This is a genomic window from Paenibacillus sp. SORGH_AS_0306 (assembly GCF_030819345.1).
In the GTDB taxonomy this organism is placed as follows: domain Bacteria; phylum Bacillota; class Bacilli; order Paenibacillales; family Paenibacillaceae; genus Saccharibacillus; species Saccharibacillus kyungheensis.
This window is the reverse complement of record NZ_JAUTBP010000001.1, coordinates 3,183,240-3,203,384: the sequence shown is the minus strand read 5'-3', so window position 1 is coordinate 3,203,384 and position 20,145 is coordinate 3,183,240. Positions and strand designations below refer to the sequence as shown.

The following is a 20,145-nucleotide window of genomic DNA, read 5'->3' as shown; positions in this document are numbered from 1 at the left end:
TGATGTAAGGCTGTAAGCACACAGGGGTAGTCTATCCTTATGTACCGAGATCCTTATCCTATCAGATGCGTTGTTCACTCGTGCCTTTTTTTGTGGCTTTCCGCTTTAATTTGTTGAAGCAACAATATACTATTTATACTATTCGAGGGGAAGTGGCGGTATTGTTTAGACGTCTGTTTGGCGTTTTGCAAAAAGTAGGTAGAGCATTGATGCTTCCAGTGGCAATCTTGCCAGCAGCAGGTTTGTTGCTTGGTTTTGGTAACATGCTGGTTAACCCTGACTTTTTGCAGTATATTCCTGCATTAAATGCACACTGGGTTCAAATTACTGCAACAGTAATGATGAACTCCGGACAAATTGTTTTTGATAACTTATCTCTACTCTTTGCCGTCGGGGTAGCCGTCGGTCTTGCAGGAGGAGAAGGGGTAGCCGGGCTCGCAGCCATTATCGGTTATCTGATCATGAACGTAACAATGGGTACAGTTATGGGCGTTACAGCTGATATGGTCGGTAAAGGTGACTTCTCAGTAGCTTCTGTACTTGGTATTCCTACCTTACAAACAGGCGTATTCGGCGGTATTATCGTCGGTATTCTAGCCGCAACGATGTACAAACGTTTCTTCCGTATTGAATTGCCTTCATATCTTGGATTCTTTGCAGGTAAACGTTTTGTACCAATTATGACAGCTATTACTTCGTTGATTTTGGGTTTAGTGATGGTTCTTGTATGGCCTCCAATCCAATCATTCTTGAACACTGTTTCTCACAGTATGGTTGAATCGAACCCAACATTAACTGCATTTATTTTCGGTGTGATTGAACGTTCATTGATTCCTTTCGGTCTACATCACATTTTCTACTCACCATTCTGGTATGAATTTGGTGAATATGTAAATAAAGCAGGACAATATGTACGTGGTGACCAAAAAATCTTTATGGCGCAACTTCGTGATGGTGTTCCATTTACAGCAGGTACATTTATGACTGGTAAATTCCCGTTCATGATGTTCGGTCTTCCAGCTGCTGCACTTGCGATCTACCATGAATCCAAACCACAACACAAAAAATACGTTGCAGGTATTATGGGTTCCGCAGCATTGACTTCTTTCTTAACAGGTATTACTGAACCGCTTGAATTCTCATTCTTGTTCGTAGCACCAGTATTGTTCGGTATTCATGCAATCTTCGCTGGTCTTTCTTTCATGACTATGCAAATTCTAGGCGTTAAAATTGGTATGACCTTCTCAGGTGGTCTGATTGACTTTATCCTGTTCGGCGTTATTCCTAACCGTACTGCATGGTGGGATGTTATCATCGTCGGTCTAGTACTAGCAGTTATCTACTACTTCGGATTCCGTTTTGCAATCCGCAAATTCAACTTGAAAACACCAGGTCGTGAAGATACGCCGGCAGGTGATGATAGTGAAGTAAGTAGTGGTGGTAATAGCAAAGACGAATTGCCACATAATATTCTTGAAGCATTTGGTGGACAAGAAAATATTTCAAGTCTAGATGCTTGTATTACTCGTCTACGTATTCAAGTTAAAGAACCCAAAAATGTAAATAAAGATCGTTTGAAATCTTTAGGCGCTTCCGGTGTCCTAGAAGTGGGTAATAATGTGCAGGCGATTTTCGGAACACGTTCTGATACGATCAAATCACAAATGCAAGATATTATTGCAGGACGTACTCCACGCCCAACACCAGTTACAGTAGACTCTGTTCCAGCAGAAGGAACAGCAGAGAATCAAGTAAACATTTTGGCAGAAGAAGTAATCGTAGCTCCTGCTGATGGTGAATTGATGGATATTAGTGAAGTACCAGATCCTGTATTTTCACAAAAAATGACAGGTGATGGATTCGCTGTATTACCAACAAACGGAACGATCTCTTCACCGGTTAATGGTAAAGTATTTAACGTATTCCCTAGTAAACATGCGATCGGTATTATGTCTGAAGCCGGTAAAGAAATTCTTGTGCATGTAGGCGTAAATACAGTTAAATTGAAAGGTCAAGGTTTCACTGTATTGGTTGCAGAAGGCGATGATGTTATGGCTGGACAACCAATCCTTGAAGTGGATCTGGAGTATGTAAAAGCTAATGCACCATCGATTATCACTCCGATCATTTTCTCTAACTTACCAGAAGGTGCTACAGTAACATTGCACAAAACAGGTAATGTGAAAACAGGAGAAGGCAATATCGTTACAATCAAGTAATGTTATTCATTTCGACTTTTGCAATGAATCTCAAAAGAATATAAAATAACAAACTATACGTACTTGTAAGTTAAAGTGCGATAAGGGTCGACATGATGTTTGCTACAGCAATAATCTATCCTTATCGTCTTTAACTTACAAAATGCTTATAGTTTTGTTATTAAGCTGCATTGTAAGCAAGACTTAGAAAATGATTTATTTTTTCTAAAAACACCATGAATTTGCAGGATATTGCTGAATAATGTTAGCGATTGCTGAAAAAAGTCGAAAATAATTGTTTTGAGACGTGCATCATGCTTTATAATGCTGTACAATATAAGGGATGATCTAGTTATTAGTTAGTTATGATTTATTTTTACTATCCTACTATGATGAAGAAAGCGAGTGAATTTTATAATGGAAAAAACATTCAAAATCGTTGACGAAGATGGTATCCACGCACGCCCAGCAACAGCATTGGTAACAGCTGCTAACAAATTTGCTTCTACAGAATCTTTTGCAGAAGCTAAAGGTAAAAAAGTAACTTTGAAATCAATCCTTGGGGTATTGTCTCTAGGTCTTGAGCAAGGTGACGTTATCGTTCTTTCTACACAAGGTGCAGAAGAAGATGCAGCATTGAAAGCTTTGACTGACGTTATGGTGAATGAAGGGCTAGGCGAAATCAATGGCTAATATTTTGGGAATCGCGGCGTCTTCGGGCATCGCCATTGCCAAAGCATTCCGTCTAGAACATCCTGAATACGAGATTACCAAACGCTCGATTAGCGATACAGATGCGGAATTGGCTAAACTTGAGTCAGCGCTGGAAATTTCCAAAACTGAACTTGAGGCGATCAAAGAACGTACGTTACAAGAAATGGGCGCTAAAAAAGCAGAGATTTTCGAATCACATTTGTTGATTCTGAATGATCCTGAATTGATCAGCCCTGTAAAAGATAAAATTTCTATGGAAATGGTTAATGCTGAGTTCGCACTAAATGAAGTTGCTGCTCAATTCGTAACCATGTTCGAAAATATGAAGAGCACTTATCTTCAAGAACGCGCTGCGGATATGAGAGATGTAAGCAAGCGTATCTTGAATCACTTGATGGGTGTAAACTTCCAAAGTCCTGCTGAGATTCGTGAAGAAGTGGTTATTATTGCAGAAGATTTGACTCCTTCGGATACAGCTCAATTGGATCGTAATTTTGTTAAAGGCTTCACTACAAATATTGGCGGACGTACTTCTCACTCCGCGATTATGGCTCGCTCGTTGGAAATTCCAGCAGTAGTCGGTACAAAAGAAGTTATGGAAGTTATTCAAAATGGGGATATCGTTATCGTTGATGGTCTTGAAGGTAATGTTATCGTTAACCCTGATGAAGCAACTCTTGCTGAGTACCGTGCTAAAGGCGCAGCGTATGAAGCTCAAGTTACTGAATGGCGCAAATTGCGTGATGAAGTAACAGTTTCCAAAGATGGTGTACATGTTGAATTGGCTGCTAATATTGGTACGCCAAACGATGTGGCTGGTATATTGGATAATGGCGGCGAAGGCGTAGGCCTATACCGTACAGAATTCTTATACATGGGTCGCGATGAATTGCCTTCTGAAGATGTGCAATTCAATGCGTACAAAACGGTTTTGGAAAAAATGGCGGGTAAACCAGTTGTTGTTCGTACACTAGATATTGGTGGCGACAAAGAACTACCTTACCTTGTTCTTCCAAAAGAAATGAATCCATTCCTTGGATTCCGTGCAATTCGTCTTTGTCTAGATCGTCAAGACATTTTCCGTACTCAACTACGTGCATTGCTTAGAGCAAGTGTATATGGTGACCTACGTATTATGTTCCCGATGATCGCAACATTGATGGAATTCCGCGAAGCAAAAGCAGTATTGTTAGAAGAAAAAGAAAAACTGGTTGCTGAAGGTGTTGCTGTTTCTGAGAACATCCAACTTGGCATCATGGTTGAAATTCCTTCTACAGCAGTACTTGCTGACCAATTTGCTAAAGAAGTGGACTTCTTCAGTATCGGTACAAACGATTTGATCCAATACACAATGGCAGCAGATCGTATGAATGAACGGGTATCTTACCTGTATCAACCATACAATCCTTCTATCTTGCGTTTGGTTAAAATGGTTATCGATGCAGCTCACAAAGAAGGTAAATGGACAGGCATGTGTGGTGAAATGGCTGGCGACGCTACAGCAATTCCATTGCTACTTGGTCTAGGTCTGGATGAGTTCAGTATGAGCGCAAGCTCTATTCTTCCAGCACGTAGCCAATTAGCTAAATTGTCTAAAGCAGACATGCAAGAATTAGCTGCTAAAGCTTTGGATATGCAAACAGCTGAGCAAGTGGTTGAACTGGTACAAGCAATCCACGCTTAATATTTTCTTCCGTTACGTGCTTAGCATTATAAGCACGAATTCGTTCAAACAAAGTGATTTTTGCATAGCTAAATAACTTTCGTTTGAACAAATAGTTTTCCCAACATTTACTTTTAGCTGGTTTCTCTTTACAGAGAAATCAGCTTTTTTTGTTTTTATTATTTTTAATACCGCAGAATAATTGAAAACAAAATAAAAAAAGTTAATTAGATTTCCGCTAACTTCCGAAGTAACTGTTATATCTACATCTATATTTATAACTGATTACGATAGGGGAAAAAGAAAATGACAATGAACCAGAAAAAGAAATTTAAAACGCTCTCTGTTCAATTTAAAATTATTTTACCTATCATGTTGGTTGTTGGTACTATTATTTGTTCTATGGTGTATTATATTTTTCTACAAGTTCACGATGAAACCGATACTCAAGGTATTGCTATGGCAAAGATTATCCGAATTGGAGCAGAACTAGCAAGTAACAATCCTGATTCAGGAATAGAACCGTATCTAAAAGAACTCCATCAACAATTAGGCAATGAACTTCTGTTTTCAGCAATTTTAAATAAAGACACATCACCTGTATATGCGACTGATACTGATTATATTGGCACAACGACGTTGCAAACATTTGTAAAAGCAAATCAAGATAGTAAAGAGTGGGTACTTCAAGATACAACATATAAGAACGAAGCCGCCAATCTTTTGGCAACTACATTATCGAATGGACAGATTCTAGTTTTAATTACTTCTGAAAATGTATTGCATACGATCCGTAACGTTACACTTGTTGTAGTAACAATAAGTATGATATTGCTTTTAATATGTATTTATTGGATTGTCTATCGACAATTTGAAACATTACGCACATTAGAAAAAATGATGTCTACGATTAGCGAAGGACAGGGTAATCTCACTCAACGTTTAGTCGTTAAAAGTGAAGATGAATTTGGACGAGTAGCGAATTCATTTAACCAATTTATCGAAAAAATACAGTCTATTATTGCTCAAGTACAACAGACAGCAGCAGCAACTTCTGTTCATACCAAAAATGTATATGATACATCTATTGATAATATGACCGTTTCTAAAGAGATTGATTATGCTATACAATCGATTACCAAAGCTACAGCAAGTCAGTACGATGAAATTGAACAAGGAACTATTTCTATTCGTAAAATAGCTACTGTGATTGAACACACAGACCAACATGCACAGCATCTAGAAAAACTAAGTACATTGATTGGTCAACGTCAGCAATCTGGTGAACAAGCAGTGATCTATCTACAAAATCATATGCAATCATTTGCAAGCTTGTCCGATCAAGTCTCTGTCAATTTAAATCATTTGATTACAGAAGTGAATGGTATTGTTAAAATGTCTGTTCTTATTCAAGAGATTTCTAAACAGACAGGATTATTAGCACTTAATGCTTCTATAGAGGCCGCTCGGGCAGGGGAACATGGTAAAGGATTTGCTGTGGTAGCTTCTGAAGTTGGCAAATTATCAGATCAGTCGAAAGAAGCAACTACTCAAATACAAGATATTTTGAATCGTATTATTTCTTCTACTACGCTAACCAAAGAAGTGATGGATGCTTCGCAGAATGCTTTAAATGACCAATCACAAAGTGTTGAAAATACAAGCGGTGCTTTTATAGAAATTGGTCAATCGATTCAAGAAATGAACAGTCTTATTTTAGGTATGAAGGATATGACTACCCAATTGAATATCAACAAAGAACATATTATCGACTTTATTCAATCAGCTTCAACTACTACAGAAGAAACAGCAGCTGGCTCACAGGAAGTGCTTGCAAGTGTAGAAAATCAAATCAAAATGTCACAACAAGTAACAGACAATATAGGATTACTTACTGAAAACATTAAAGAATTAAATGTTATGGTTGATCGCTTTAAAGTATAAATAATTAATCAAGGCAGAAAAAGTAAGTATATCAATTATCAGTCATCTTATAAAAAAATCATCCCACCGACTTGATCAAAATAAAAAGTCGGTGGGATGATTAGTATGTTGCTATTTAGTTACAAGCACAGTTCAACACTGGTTTACGAGCTGCTGTTGTTTCATCCAAACGTCTGACTGCTGTTCCATAAGGAGCATTCAGTAACAATTCTGGATTGTCTTTCGCTTCGCCAGCGATCTGAATCATCGTATCAATAAAAGCATCCAGTGTTTCTTTACTTTCTGTCTCGGTAGGTTCGATCATAATACATTCTTCTACATTTAGCGGGAAGTAGACAGTAGGTGGATGGTACCCGAAATCAAGTAATCGTTTGGCAACATCCAGTGTACGGATACCGTACTGTTTGAGCCCTTTACCCGACATCACGAATTCATGCTTACATACGCTTGTATAAGGCATTTCATAATGATCTTTAAGACGGTGCATCATATAGTTCGCATTCAGCACAGCACATTCAGATACTCTACGTAGACCTTCTGGGCCATAGCTACGAATATACGTATACGCACGTACTAGAATACCAAAGTTACCATAGTATGCTTTGACACGACCGATCGAATCAGGCGAACCGCTACGAAGAGTAAATGTACCATCTTCTAATTTTTCGACTACAGGTTCAGGTAAGAAAGGAAGCAATCTGCTTTTCACCCCGACAGGACCTGCACCAGGACCTCCGCCACCATGCGGTGTACTCATTGTTTTGTGTAAATTCAAATGAACCACATCGAAGCCCATATCACCTGGACGAGTAATTCCCATAATCGCATTGGAGTTAGCACCATCATAATACAGTAATCCACCAGCTTCATGGACGATTTGAGCGACTTCACTGATTTGCTTTTCAAAAAGACCAAGTGTGTTTGGGTTCGTTAGCATGAGAGCAGCGGTATCTGATCCAACAGCAGCACGAAGTGCATCAAGATCAACCAGACCTTCTGGAGTCGAAGGAATCGTAATCGTCTGGAATCCAGCGACTGTTGCGCTCGCAGGATTCGTACCATGCGAAGAATCAGGTACGATCACTTTGGTACGGTGTTCGCCACGTTTTTCATGATACGCACGAATCATCATAAGACCTGTCCATTCTCCATGAGCACCAGCAGCAGGTTGTAGAGTCACAGCATCCATACCTGTTAGAGCAGCAAGGTCTTTTTGCAATGTATGCATCAGTTCCAGTGCACCTTGAATACTTTGTTCTGGTTGATACGGATGAATTTTGGCGAATCCAGCATAACGTGCTACATCTTCATTGACTTTAGGATTGTATTTCATCGTACAAGAACCCAGTGGATAGAATCCGTTATCGACGCCAAAGTTACGACGGGACAATTCGGTATAATGACGAATCACATCGACTTCATATACTTCAGGTAAAGCAGGTTCTTCTTGACGAAGCATTTCCTGTGGAATCAATTGAGATACGTCGACCCGAGGAACATCGCAATCTGGTAAAGAATAACCGATTCGACCCGGTTGACTCAATTCAAAAATCAAAGCTTTTTCAGTAACAACAGCGCCTTGTACAGAAGTAACGGTCTCATGGACTACAGTTTCGTTTGTCATAGGATTGCCTCCAGTTCAGTTGCCAATAGATCTATCTCTGCTTTGGTACGTTTCTCTGTGACTGCGAATAAGATATGACCAGACAATTCAGGGTAAGACAAGCTTAGATCATAACCACCAATCATGCCTTTTGCTAACAATTGAGTATTGATATCAGCGACTGAAGTGCCTTCTGGTAAAGCAAGCACGAACTCATTGAAAAAAGGAGATTGGAACGCTAATGTTACATTAGGAATCGCAGATAGTGTTTGCGCAGCATAATGTGCTTTTTGCAAATTCAGATCAGCGACATCTACCATACCTTGTCTACCCATCACAGATAGATAAACCGATGCACATAGCGCAAGCAATGCTTGATTAGAACAAATATTCGAAGTCGCTTTGTCACGACGGATATGTTGCTCACGAGTCTGCAATGTTAATACAAAACCACGTTTACCATCGATATCTTTGGTCTGTCCAACAATGCGTCCTGGCATACGGCGCATTAACGGTTGAGCAACAGCGAAGAATCCACAAGTAGGGCCACCTAATGACATCGAGATTCCGAGTGGCTGTGCATCACCAACAACGATATCAGCTCCAAGCTTACCAGGAGATTCAAGTAGTCCAAGTGAAATTGGATTCGTACTTACTACTAGCAAAGCACCTTTGGCATGTGCTAGATCCGCCGCTGCTTGAATCGCTTCAATACCGCCAAAAAAGTTAGGGGATTGAACAAGCACTACAGCTGTCTGTTCATCAATCGCTTCAGCAAGAACTTGAATATCGGTAACTCCATCTCCATAAGGAACTTCCACTACATCCAGATTCAAGCCACGAGCATAACTGCGTACAACACCGCGGGACTCGGGATGAATCGTTGAAAGAGCAATAATCTTTTTGCGTCCTGTAGCCGATGCTGCAAGAGAAGCCGCTTCAGCGAGAGCAGTTGCACCATCATACATACTTGCATTGGCAACAGCCATCCCTGTTAATTCACAAATATAAGATTGAAATTCAAAAATCGCTTGTAATTCACCCTGACTGATCTCTGGTTGATATGGAGTATAAGCTGTATAAAATTCAGAGCGAGAAATCACATGATTGATCACAGAAGGCAAATGATGATCGTATAAGCCTGCACCAAGAAAACTGGTATACCGATCTGTATCTGCATTTTGACCCGCAAGACTGGACATATGACGAGTAAGTGTATACTCATCTAGCATTTCAGACATCGGCATTGTACCTTGATAACGAAGGGATGCTGGAATATCTGTAAATAAATCCTCTATCGAAGAAGCGCCCACCACCTCTAACATTTCAGCTTCATTCTGTGGGGTCATGGGAATATAACGATGCGATTTCATAAAGGTAGACTCCTTTGGGGCAACATATCAGTCGCCTTGTGATTTTATTTAGTGACAGCAGATGCTCGTTTGTAGAAAGGAGCTTTGATCACTTCAGCTTTGAGCATTTTACCGCGAATCTCAAGTTCTATCGGTGTTCCTAGAGCAGCACTATCAGCTTCAATTAAAGCAAGTCCAAGATTACGCTTGAGTGTAGGAGATTGAGTTCCTGTAGTCACTTCGCCGATTTGTCGGCCATCCCGATATACAGGATAGTGAGGACGAGGAATACCACGATCAATCATTTCGACACCAACCAATTTACGAGCTAATCCTTTTTCTTTTTGTGACACTAGAGCATCTTTACCTGTAAATTTTTCTTTGTCTAATTTGACAAAGTAACCAAGTCCAGCTTCCAGCGGAGAAATATCTGCGGACAGTTCTTGACCATACAATGGCAGGCGAGCTTCAAAGCGAAGTGTATCACGCGCGCCAAGTCCGCAAGGGATCAAGCCAAGTGGTTCTCCAACTTGTAGCAGTTGTTCCCAGATCACCGGAGCATCTGTAGCAGATACATACAATTCATATCCATCTTCACCGGTATAACCTGTACGAGAAATTAGAGCATGAACACCAAAGATTTCAGCTTTGTCGATAAAAGAAAATCCTGCTAGTTCAGCATAACGATCGCTTTGCGTAGCCGCTTGTAAAATAGCAACCGCTTGAGGACCTTGCAGAGCAATTAATGCTGTTTGTTCTGAAATATTTTCAAGCGTCACATGAGCAGGTAAAGACTGCTTCATCCAATCGATATCTTTATCAATATTCGAAGCATTGATCACAAGCATATAATGTTCTTCGCCTAGACGGTATACAAGTAGATCATCGACTACACCGCCTGTTGGATAGCACATCAGTGTGTATTGGGCTTGTCCATCTTGCAGACGAGAGGCATCGTTAGTTAATAATTGCTGTAGATAAGCAAGTGAACCTTCACCTGAAATGATCACTTCACCCATATGAGAAACATCGAATAACCCTGCTTGTTCACGTACAGCTTCATGTTCTTTTTGAATCCCTGTAAATTGAACAGGCAATTCCCAACCGCCAAAGTCGATACAACGTGGTGAACCGGATTGAGCATAAAGAGGGAAAATAGGCGTACGTTTTAATTCTGTTGTCATCATCGTCACCTCATCAAATTAGTATTGTGGCGAAAAAGTAAGATTATCAATATGTTGCGAAATAGACAAAAGGTCACAACACCTTAAAAGCTCAACAAAAAAAGACAGAGAGAAAAGGAAATAAGCAGGTCGTATACCTGAACTATTTCTTTTTCTCCCTGTCCTTGATACCTGAGAGTTACCTTGCACTTCTAAAATACGTCAGAAGCAACAAGTTTCCCCTTGGGTGATTGGGCGTAATCATTCGGATATCGTCGGTGACCGAATAATGCCAATTCTCTCCAGAGCTGCGTCCGGTACAGGTCCCTTTTACCTGAGAGATTCACCATTACTGGCTTACTCCTTCGGCGCTGTCATGATTCTGAACAGTCTCTCCCTGTACTTTCATTCGCTACATATGATGTTATGTATTTCCGAACATTAAGTATTGAAACAGCAATGAATGTATGTATATTATATTAATACTTGATTCAAAAAGCAATGTCAAGAGTATTGACAGTATAATCTGCCTTGCTATACGCTTGTGTGCATGAAGACATTACAACCATGAACCGGAGGAATGAACAATGAGTGAGATTAAAGATCAATTGCTGTACAGTGCAGAACATGAATGGGTAGAACGCATTAGTGATGATACTGTTCGTATCGGGATTACTGATTTTGCTCAACATCAGCTAGGAGATATCGTGTTTGTTGAATTGCCACAATCAGGTGCAGAAGTTGCTTCTGAAGCTGTGATTGGTACGATTGAATCGGTTAAAACCGTATCTGATCTTTTTAGCCCGGTCACAGGAACAATTATTAATTTCAATCCTGAATTAGAAACAGAACCTGAACTGGTGAACTCTGATCCTTACGGACGTGGCTGGATGGTAGAAGTGAAAGTTAGTGGTAATCTGGATGAAGCTTTATCCAGTCTATTAAGTGCAGAAGCATATGCTGAACATGCACAAGACTAAGTTCTAAAAAAAGTGAATACATACAAAATAAGTAGAAATCATCTAGTTATTTGTATTGTAACAAGATTAAGACTGAAAGCCTAGCAGGCAATCAGTCTTTTTTTGGTATGTATGGATGTTTTATAATTTTAGGTTGGAGGAATCTGCATAATACGATAGAATGATTAAATAAAGCAGAAATAGAATTTTTTTACATAGATTCAATAGTACCATCTTGTACGAAATGTGCACTGCACTTCTATATAGGGATGACTACATCTGGAGGGGAGATTGTTGTCAAAATATCTATATCGTTTATTTTTGATTATGGTGATACTGGGCTCACTGCCTGTACTGGTTATCGGAATATTTTCGTATACATTAGCAGCCGGCGATGTGGAACAAAAAGTACAGGATGGGAATGCACAGTTATTAAATGAGACTCAATTACGTGTAGATCAGGTGCTCAAAACGTTACAGTTATCGGCAGTACAATATGTTAATTCTCCATTAGTGACTGAAACGATGAAACAGCCGTTACAATCAGGAGACTTTGAAAAAATACGGAATTTAACAACAGGCTTTAATAATTTGCAAACGATTACATCACTCGATCAAATACGGTTAATTAACTTTGAACACAATTGGGTGGTATCGGGAACATCATTTAGCCAGGTGTCTGATGCAGACGATCAAGCTGTGCTTCGCTCTTATCGACACAATCGAAATAGTATGTTCTGGGTAACAGATACTTCTATCGCTAATAACGGATATACGTCAAATATAGATATGATGACTGAAAATGAATTAACCTCGATCTCTTCCGAAAAGAAAACCAAAGTAGTCAGTATGGTGTTCAAAATTCCATTATTGCCTTCAACCGGTGAGCCACGTGGATTGTTAGTTTTAGATATTGCTAATGATGAGATTGATAATTGGGTCACCAGCAGTACTCGTCTTGGACAAATCTATGTATTTGATCAATATCAACAAGAATTTCTAGATAGTGGTCAGAATACGCAATATCCAGGTTTGCAGAATGAAGTGTTTAAACATGTGGAACAAGGGGAACGACAAGGATTTTTTAATTGGAAAAGTGAAGGCAAAGAAGTAGGTGTAACTTATTCTTCGTCCACATTAAATGGATGGGTGTATGTATCTGTGGTATCAATAGGACAGATTACGTCCCAGACACGAAAAATAGCGATTTTGACAATTAGTGTCTGTGTAGCGATGTTGTTATTAACGGCTTTGTTAGCTTTTCTTAGCAGTCGGCGTATGTATTCCCCTGTCTCCAAATTAATGCAGTTGTTGGGAGCAGGAGATTCAGCAGATTATCAGGCAGGACTGAACGCAGAGCAACCGTCTACAGCGATCAGGCAGCTACGGTTTCCATTTGGCAAAAGCAATTCATTCACTGGATATGACAAAAAGTCTGTGAAGCGAAGAGATGAATTTGAGTATATTGGTGAACAAGTAGAGCGGATGCGCTTAACAGGAAAAGAGCTTGAAGAGCAGATTCGAGAGCAAATCCCGCAGTTACGTGAATTATCGGTTATCAAGCTCATTAGCGGGCAGATTCCAGCTAATGAATTTGAACGTCGTCGTCAAATCTATGGATTCCCTGAACCTGTGCATTCTATGGCGGTATTGGTATTACAGATTGATACAGTGCAAGGAACACGTTACGAAGAGACGGATCGTGAACTGCTTCTATTTGCTATTAATAATATGGTGTCTGAATTGATTTCGGCAGAGCATCGATTTAGCCCTGTATTGATAGAACAATCTCAAGTCAGTATTCTGGTAGAACCTGTAGACAATGAAGATGCGACCTTATGGTATCATGCTCAAGCAGAACGGGTGCGTACGCAGGTTCAAGACTATTTGTCGTTATCGGTAAGTATCGGGATTAGTCGTCCTTTTGAACATTATCAAGGTGCTCCTGATGCGTATGGAGAAGGATTAGAAGCGCTCAAGCAACGAATGAGTCTGGGGAACAAATTAATTATTCATTTTGAAGATATCGATCATAGTACTTCTATGGAAGTGGCTGTGTATACTCAGCTCAAGCAGTTAGAAGATCGGGTGATTCAATCGCTCCAAAATGGCGATTACGAGCAGACTCCTCTTTATTTTGATGAGTATATTACTCATGTGATGGAAAAAGAAATTCATTTTCGCGATTATCCAGTGTTGCTGACTCAATTAGCGGCTCGTGTCTATGAGATTGTGCAACAAAAAGGTGGAACTGTAAATAGTGTATTAGGCAAAAAAGCATCGCTTCATAAATTGCTAGAATTGCAGACGGTAGAAGAAATCAGGCAGTGGTTTACACACTCATTATTTGAGCCATTACAGCAGTTTTTGCAAAGTCAGGCAGAATCACAATATATGAATATCGCCGATCAGATGATCCAGATGATTCATCAGCGGTATGAGCAAGATTTGTCATTAGAAATGTGTGCAGAACAGCTTAATTTCCATCCCGTGTATTTGAGTCGTGTATTCAAAAAAGAAACAGGGATTAAGTTCAGTGATTATGTAGCTGAATATCGAATGAATCAGGCGAAAAAGTGGTTAGAAACGACAGACTGGCGAATCGCCGATATTGCAGAAAGATTAAGCTATAGTAACACGACCGCATTTATTCGTATTTTCCGTAAAATTGTTGGCACTACACCTGGTAAATATCGAGAAGAACATCGCAGTCGGAAGTTAATATAAGAATATTGTAGTTGAATCTAGCATATATAGAGGTTAAAAAAAGGTTATTCTTTCTCGAAAAAAAGAAGCTAAAACCCTGATACAGCAAGGATTAGCTTCTTTTTTTACATATAAAGCTAAAATTGGATGATAGCCTGTTATCCTTCTGGAAGCGACAATAAGCCTATACAAATGTTAACGCTTTCAAGGAGGGTGAAGGATGGAAGCCAAATCAGTCAAATCATCTACACGTATACGTACAAAAGAAAGCCATGCGAATATGTCATGGAGGGAATTTTACAAAAATCGTTGGTTATACATTATGTTGTTACCCGGGATTATTTATTTTGTCATATTCAAGTATGTACCGATGTACGGCATTGTGATGGCATTTCAAGATTATGTTCCGTACCGCGGAATATGGGAAAGTAACTGGGTAGGATTCAAGCACTTTGAACGCTTTTTCAGTGAACCGCAATTTTGGATGTTATTTCGCAATACATTGATTCTGGCGCTATACAATATTATTTTCTTTTTCCCTTTACCTATTATTGTATCGTTGATGTTAAATGAAGTCGTGACAGAACGATTTAAACGGTTTGTGCAAACATTAATCTATGTACCACATTTTGTGTCATGGGTTGTTGTTGTCGGTGTATTTTATATGATCTTTACCACAGAAGGCGGAATTTTAAACGAATTAATCTTTGCGATCACCGGTCAAAAAATAGCGTTTTTACTTGAGCCGGGTTGGTTCCGTACGATGATTATTTCGCAATCGATCTGGAAAGAAGTCGGTTGGGGAACAATTATTTTTCTAGCGGCTTTGTCAGGTGTAGATACTCAATTGTATGAAGCTGCACGAATGGATGGAGCAAGCCGCTGGAGACAGTTATGGCATATTACTTTACCTGCTATCCGCAGTACGATTATCATTTTACTTATTTTGCGTCTGGGTACTTTTTTGGATACCGGATTCGAACAAATTTTCTTAATGTTGACTTCCACAAATCGGGATGTGGGTGAAGTCTTTGATACGTATGTCTATGTAAAAGGAATGACGCAAGCGCAGTATAGCTATAGCTATAGTGCTGCTGTTGGATTGTTCAAATCAGTGATTGGCTTGCTGTTAGTTGTCGGAGCGAATCAGTTAGCGAAAAAATGTGGAGAAGAAGGTATTTATTGATTTATCTATTCTTTGTAGAAAAAAATCAAATAGTATAAACAATCTTTTGCAAACGATGTTATGCATTCTAAAGTTATCTATCGTTCGGAAGGAGACAACATTATGAAACAAGATCGTACATTAGGAAATCGGCTATTTGATTATACCAATCATACCTTGTTGTTATTGTTAGGGATTGTAACGGTATTGCCTTTTATCTATATCACTGCTGTATCATTTACCAGTCCGGCAGAAGTCGCCAAAGGAGGATTTATTCTTTTTCCGAAAGAATTCTCACTTGCTGCCTATCGCTATATTTTCTCTACATCTACACTACTGAATAGCTTATGGGTATCGATCTATATTACAGTGCTCGGCACATTTATCAATTTACTGCTGACCACATTGATGGCGTATCCGTTATCACGTCCTTATTTGCGAGGCAGAAAGTACATTATGCTCGGTGTATTGTTCACGATGTTATTTAGTGGCGGTATGATTCCGACGTACTTTGTTGTCAATTCTCTTCATTTGACCGATACGTTATGGTCGCTAATGATTCCAGGTGCGATCAGTGCTTTTAACTTGATCGTACTCAAAAACTTTTTCCAACAAATCCCTGACGGACTGGAAGATGCCGCCAAAATCGATGGATGTAACGACGTCTCGATCCTTTTCCGTATCGTGCTACCGTTATCGCTACCAGCAATGGCAACATTCGCATTGTTCTACTCGGTAGCTCATTGGAATAGCTTCTTCAGCGCTATTCTGTATATTAACGATAGCGACAAATGGCCTGTACAAGTGTGGCTACGCGAAATTGTTATTCTAGCTCAAAGCCGAATCGGAGACACCAGCATCGAAGAAGCCGATATCCAACCACTAACCATCCGAATGGCAGTTATCGTATTCTCAACATTGCCTATCTTAATGGTCTACCCATTCCTACAAAAACACTTCGCCAAAGGCGCACTTCTAGGCTCAGTCAAAGGCTAAATTGCATCCATAACCATAATTACTTAATAACGTAATTTTAAATAACTTAAATAAGTAAAATGAACTAAATCCTTATTCTCACCATTTAATTCAATAACCAAACATCACACCCATACATGTCCATCACTAACTATTACACTAACGACCTACAATAATTGTCGCACCAAAAAATCATTACCAAACCCAATACACCTACATTACATGCTAAAAACAACCATCTCAACTCACACAACAACCATTTTTCAAAATCATTAAACCATTAAATCCTTAAATATTTAAAACTTTAAAACTCAAGTCCCTAATCCCTAATTTTCAAAGACTCAAAACTCAAATCCCTTAAAACGATCTTAAAAATCTTTATATCTTTACATCTTTTCTGCCACTACCCACCCAATTGTGCTAGGCGGAGGGGGAGATGGATTCTGAAAGTCGCCTTTAAGACTGGGATATCGACCGCCAGCGGTCAAATCAAGATATCCCTGTCTTACCAGCGACTGCAAGAACCATCTCCCCCGCAGCCCTCCACAACCCCCCTCAACGAAAGGAGATAATTATTTATGAAAAAGCAAACAGTAGTTTTAATGTGCCTTGTATTAGCAACATCTACTGTACTGAGTGCATGTGGAAGCAAAGGATCTCAAGGAGCATCGGTCGATGATACGATCACGATGGCAATTTCTCAAGTCGGCGATATTCCATCCGCAGGCAACCCGATTCAAACGCAAATCGAAAAATACACCGGCAAAAAATTAGACGTTCAATGGATACCGAACTCGGCATATGATGACAAAATCAATGTCATGATCGCTTCAGGAGATATGCCTGATATTTTAAAAGTGAATTACACACCTGCTGTCACCAATGCGATGCGTAACGATGTGTTCTGGGAAATCGGCCCTTACCTCAAAGATTATCCCAACTTAGCGGCACAAGCAGATGTATTTTACGATAATGTCAAAGTCGATGGCAAAATCTATGGCGTACCTCGCTTTTCCGATATTGCACGTGCGACATTGCTCTACCGCTCGGATTGGTTTAAAAAGCTCAAGCTAGATGTACCGAAAAGCACAGAAGACTGGTACAACGATGTGAAAGCGTTAACATTAAATGATCCTGATGGAAATGGGAAAAAAGATACGTATGGCATGATGTTGTTCAAAAAATATAACGAAGGCGAGTATTCATTTACAACACGTCTAGCTGTCAGTCTAGGAGCACCGAATAAGTGGAAAGTGGAAGATGATGGTTCGTTTACACCAGAATTTATGACTGCTGAATATAAAGGTGTAATGGATTTACTCAAGCGTCTATATGATGATCAATTGATCAATCAAGATTTTGCAGTATTTGATTCTACCGAAGCAGATAAGAAATTCGATTCCGGTCTAACTGGTATGAAGATCGCTGTGGCACAGACCGCCAAAAGTCAGCTTGAACGTTTGCAAGAAAATGTACCTGATGCCGAAGTCGATCTTGCCAAATTAGAAGGGCCGGACGGTTATCGTGTACCTGCTCAATCCGGTAATGCAGGTATTCTGGTATTTCCTAAAGTCTCTGTGCCTACAGAAGAAGACCTCAAAGCGCTGTTGTCTTTTTTGGATAAATTAATGGACCCTGAAATGTCTACGCTGTTATTGCGTGGAGTCGATGGAAAGCATTATAAAAAGTTAGAGGATGGACGGGTAGAAATGACCGATTTTGCTGCTTTTCAACGTGAAGTGAAGCCTTATCGTGATAATCTGCCATTAGTAGAAGGATATAATGTGCCTGCGCAAAAAGATACCAAAATTGGCGAAAAAGGAGTAGCGATGGCAAAAGAAATTACACAGTATGCTATTCCGAATCCAGCATTGACGTTGTACTCACCAACATATGAAGAACGTGGTGGCGATCTCGATCAATTGATTAACGATGCACAAACCAAATATATTATGGGCAAAATCGACGAAAACGGCTGGCAACAACAAGTGGAACTATGGAAAACATCCGGCGGCGACAAAGTGATGCAAGAATACGCAAGCTCCTACAAAGAACAGCAACAACAAAAGCAAAGCAAATAACCATGTTCATACCATAATGATCGGGAGGAAATAATAATGAAATTTGTGGTTAAACAAACTGCTTGTTGGACACTTACTGCTGTATTGGCTTTGGGATTAACAGGTTGTGGGAACAGCGATTCAGGAGCGGCAACAGCGGATTCTTCAACCGTACGTATTTCACTCATGCAAGTCGGCGATATTCCCAAAACTGGAAATGATGTAGAGACAGGACTGGAAAAGCATATCGGCAAAGATTTGGATATTCAATGGATTCCCAGCTCTGCGTTTAACGATAAAGTCAATGTGATGATCGCTTCAGGCAATTTGCCTCATATTATGCGTCTGAATTATATTCCAACAACAGTAGGTGCGATTCGTTCAGATCAATTTTGGGAGATTGGCCCTTATCTTAAAGACTATCCGAATCTAGCGGCTCAAGATCCTGAGTATTACAGCAATATCACGGTCGATGGTAAATTGTACGGCGTTCCGAATTTCCGCGATATAGGGCGGGCTGCTATCGTATACCGCAAAGACTGGTTTGATACATTGAAATTAGGAGTGCCCAAAAGTATAGAGGATTGGTATAATGCCGCCAAAGCGATAGCCACTAAAGATCCTGACGGTAACGGCAAAAATGATACGTACGCTTTTCCATTATTCAAAACATATACTGAAGGTTCTCAAGCTCCTCTGACTCGTATTGCAGTCAGTCTGGGTGGCGTTAATCGCTGGGGAGTAGATGATAATGGGAAATTCACACCTGAATTTATCACACCGCAATATACAGAAGTGCTACAAATGATGCATCGTCTTTATGCTGAAAAATTAATCAATGCTGACTTCCCTTCACTGGATTCTACAGAAGCCGATAAAATGATGGCATCCGGTAGAATCGGTATGAAACTAAATGGCGTAGCAACCAATGGAAAAAGTACGCAACAATTATTAACAGCCGCTGTACCGGATGGAGTGGTTGATATTTCTCCATTTGTCGGGCCAGAAGGGATTCGTATTGCAGGTGAACCGGGTAACTTTGGTTTTCTAGCTTTCCCCAAAGCGACCGTCCAAGACGAAGCACAACTGAAAGAATTATTAGGTACACTCGATAAACTGATGGACGAGCCTACAAGTACATTGCAGTTGCGCGGGATCGAAGGCAAACATTACAAAAAAACAGCAGACGGCAAAACAGAATTTATCGATTTTGATGGATATCAACGAGATGTGAAGCCTTATCGTGATAATTTGCTAAATATTGAAGGTTATCATGTACCTGAATTGGTCGATACCGAACTTGGAACCAAAGGAGTAAAATTATCAAAAGATGATCGCAAATATGCTATCTCTAATCCTGCATACAATCTAGTATCGGATATCTATACAGAGCGCGGACAAGAGCTAGATCAGATGATTAGTGATGCACAGACCAAATACATTATGGGTGAGTTAGATGATGCTGGCTGGCAACAAGCGATTACAAGCTGGCGTACTGCCGGTGGTGATCAATTGATCAAAGAATACGAAGAAGCTTATGCCAAATTAAAGCAGTAAATCATTTGTTGCATAAATAAATAATCAGCAATAACGAAATATTTATCAAAACGAGCCTATACGATTAGGTAACAAAAAATGCTAGA

The 20,145-nt window shown here is 39.8% G+C and carries 13 protein-coding genes and 1 riboswitch; of the genes, 10 read left to right on the top strand and 3 right to left on the bottom strand.

Translation table 11 applies throughout. From position 1 onward, the window contains the following. Positions 1-161 precede the first annotated feature (161 nt). The 4 genes from ptsG to QE450_RS13835 all read left to right on the top strand — a co-directional run bounded on the left by ptsG (position 162) and on the right by QE450_RS13835 (position 6,519). A complete protein-coding gene (gene ptsG / locus QE450_RS13850) occupies positions 162-2,219 on the top strand; it encodes a glucose-specific PTS transporter subunit IIBC (protein ID WP_307299850.1) in 2,058 nt (685 codons plus the stop codon). A 396-nt stretch (positions 2,220-2,615) separates the two neighbouring features. Beyond that, the gene (locus tag QE450_RS13845; protein ID WP_069329214.1) at positions 2,616-2,891 is read left to right on the top strand and encodes an HPr family phosphocarrier protein; all 276 of its coding nucleotides are present in this window, start codon (positions 2,616-2,618) and stop codon (positions 2,889-2,891) included. Then, positions 2,884-4,596: a phosphoenolpyruvate--protein phosphotransferase gene (ptsP, locus tag QE450_RS13840; protein ID WP_307299847.1), complete on the top strand. Its 1,713-nt coding sequence runs from the start codon at positions 2,884-2,886 to the stop codon at positions 4,594-4,596. The genes QE450_RS13845 and ptsP overlap by 8 nt, the downstream gene beginning before the upstream one ends. A 285-nt stretch (positions 4,597-4,881) precedes the next feature. Then, entirely contained in the window at positions 4,882-6,519 is a 1,638-nt protein-coding gene (locus tag QE450_RS13835) for a methyl-accepting chemotaxis protein (RefSeq protein WP_307299844.1), read from the top strand. Positions 6,520-6,634: 115 nt separating this feature from the next. Here the strand turns inward: QE450_RS13835 and gcvPB are convergent, their stop codons facing one another. From gcvPB to gcvT, 3 genes are read right to left on the bottom strand one after another with little or no spacing between them, the layout of a single operon-like run. Continuing rightward, entirely contained in the window at positions 6,635-8,143 is a 1,509-nt protein-coding gene (gene gcvPB, locus QE450_RS13830) for an aminomethyl-transferring glycine dehydrogenase subunit GcvPB (RefSeq protein ID WP_274172082.1), read from the bottom strand. Beyond that, positions 8,140-9,495: an aminomethyl-transferring glycine dehydrogenase subunit GcvPA gene (gene gcvPA, locus QE450_RS13825; RefSeq protein ID WP_274172083.1), complete on the bottom strand. Its 1,356-nt coding sequence runs from the start codon at positions 9,493-9,495 to the stop codon at positions 8,140-8,142. The genes gcvPB and gcvPA overlap by 4 nt, the downstream gene beginning before the upstream one ends. A 44-nt stretch (positions 9,496-9,539) precedes the next feature. After that, the gene (gcvT, locus tag QE450_RS13820; protein WP_307302711.1) at positions 9,540-10,658 is read right to left on the bottom strand and encodes a glycine cleavage system aminomethyltransferase GcvT; all 1,119 of its coding nucleotides are present in this window, start codon (positions 10,656-10,658) and stop codon (positions 9,540-9,542) included. A gap of 290 nt (positions 10,659-10,948) precedes the next feature. Continuing rightward, positions 10,949-11,046: riboswitch (glycine riboswitch) on the bottom strand. 178 nt (positions 11,047-11,224) lie between these two features. Between gcvT and gcvH the strand changes: the two genes are divergently transcribed. From gcvH to QE450_RS13790, 6 genes are all read left to right on the top strand, one after another. Then, positions 11,225-11,617, top strand: a complete 393-nt coding sequence (gene gcvH, locus QE450_RS13815) for a glycine cleavage system protein GcvH (protein WP_307299840.1) — start codon at positions 11,225-11,227, stop codon at positions 11,615-11,617. 273 nt (positions 11,618-11,890) lie between these two features. Then, entirely contained in the window at positions 11,891-14,323 is a 2,433-nt protein-coding gene (locus QE450_RS13810) for a helix-turn-helix domain-containing protein (RefSeq protein ID WP_307299837.1), read from the top strand. A 259-nt stretch (positions 14,324-14,582) separates the two neighbouring features. Beyond that, positions 14,583-15,488 carry an ABC transporter permease gene (locus QE450_RS13805; RefSeq protein WP_307302709.1) on the top strand — a complete coding sequence of 302 codons (906 nt, stop codon included), beginning with the start codon at positions 14,583-14,585 and terminating at the stop codon, positions 15,486-15,488. A gap of 102 nt (positions 15,489-15,590) precedes the next feature. Continuing rightward, positions 15,591-16,463 (top strand): carbohydrate ABC transporter permease, encoded by an 873-nt coding sequence (locus tag QE450_RS13800; protein ID WP_273613309.1) that lies wholly within the window; start codon positions 15,591-15,593, stop codon positions 16,461-16,463. 557 nt (positions 16,464-17,020) lie between these two features. Further along, positions 17,021-18,523, top strand: coding sequence for an extracellular solute-binding protein (locus QE450_RS13795; RefSeq protein WP_307299832.1), 1,503 nt, complete (start codon positions 17,021-17,023; stop codon positions 18,521-18,523). Positions 18,524-18,559: 36 nt separating this feature from the next. Next, positions 18,560-20,059, top strand: coding sequence for an extracellular solute-binding protein (locus QE450_RS13790; RefSeq protein WP_307299830.1), 1,500 nt, complete (start codon positions 18,560-18,562; stop codon positions 20,057-20,059). The last annotated feature ends 86 nt before the right edge of the window (positions 20,060-20,145 follow it).